A 636-nucleotide genomic window follows, 5' to 3' on the forward strand; every position below is an offset into this window, starting at 1 on the left:
TGGTGGGTGCGGCCGGAGGCAGTCTGAACAGCACAAACGGCGGCAACGGAGCGTTGTTTGATGCGCCGCTGCCTGAAGGCGAATACCAAGATCCCTTCGACTTTATGCGTGCCTACGATTTGGACTTCCCTTACGAATACCTGCAAAACTGGGTGGATTACTACACCGGCCAAACAGATACTTTGGGTTTGCCGCCGCTTGCGAATGACGAATAGAGTTTAGGATTAAGTTGCTGTGTGTTTACATCGCAGGCAGCCTGCCCCCTTTTCTCGTTTTCAGGCTGCCTTTCCCCACCCCCGCACACACTACGGATACCCCCGCCATGAACAAACACCGCCATAAAACCGTCTTCAACCGCACCCGCGGCATCCTGATGGCCGTAGCCGAGACTGCCATCGGGCAGGGCAAAAGTTCCGGCGAGCGCTCAAGCGGAGAAGCCGGTGGCGGTAACGGCAGCCTAAAAACCCATTCAGGCAGATACCTTTGCAAAAAAGCCCTTCCCTCGACAGCCGAAACCTAAACACAGGTTTTCGGCTGTTTTTGTTTCAAATATCCACTGATTCTACTCAAATACCCCCTTAACCCTCCCCGGGTACCTGATTATCAGGCATCCGGGCCGCCTTTTAGGCGGCAACA

General features: G+C 54.6%; 1 protein-coding gene and 1 pseudogene. Both read left to right on the top strand.

Annotation, left to right across the window (positions count from 1 at the left end; genetic code table 11):
* Positions 1-215: pseudogene (locus tag HMPREF3139_RS06405) on the top strand (hypothetical protein); the annotation flags it as partial.
* Between the two features lie 107 nt (positions 216-322).
* Positions 323-520, top strand: coding sequence for an ESPR domain-containing protein (locus HMPREF3139_RS11250; RefSeq protein ID WP_070461293.1), 198 nt, complete (start codon positions 323-325; stop codon positions 518-520).
* Positions 521-636 lie beyond the last annotated feature (116 nt).

Source organism: Neisseria sp. HMSC15G01, assembly GCF_001808255.1.
Taxonomy (GTDB): Bacteria; Pseudomonadota; Gammaproteobacteria; order Burkholderiales; family Neisseriaceae; genus Neisseria; species Neisseria subflava_A.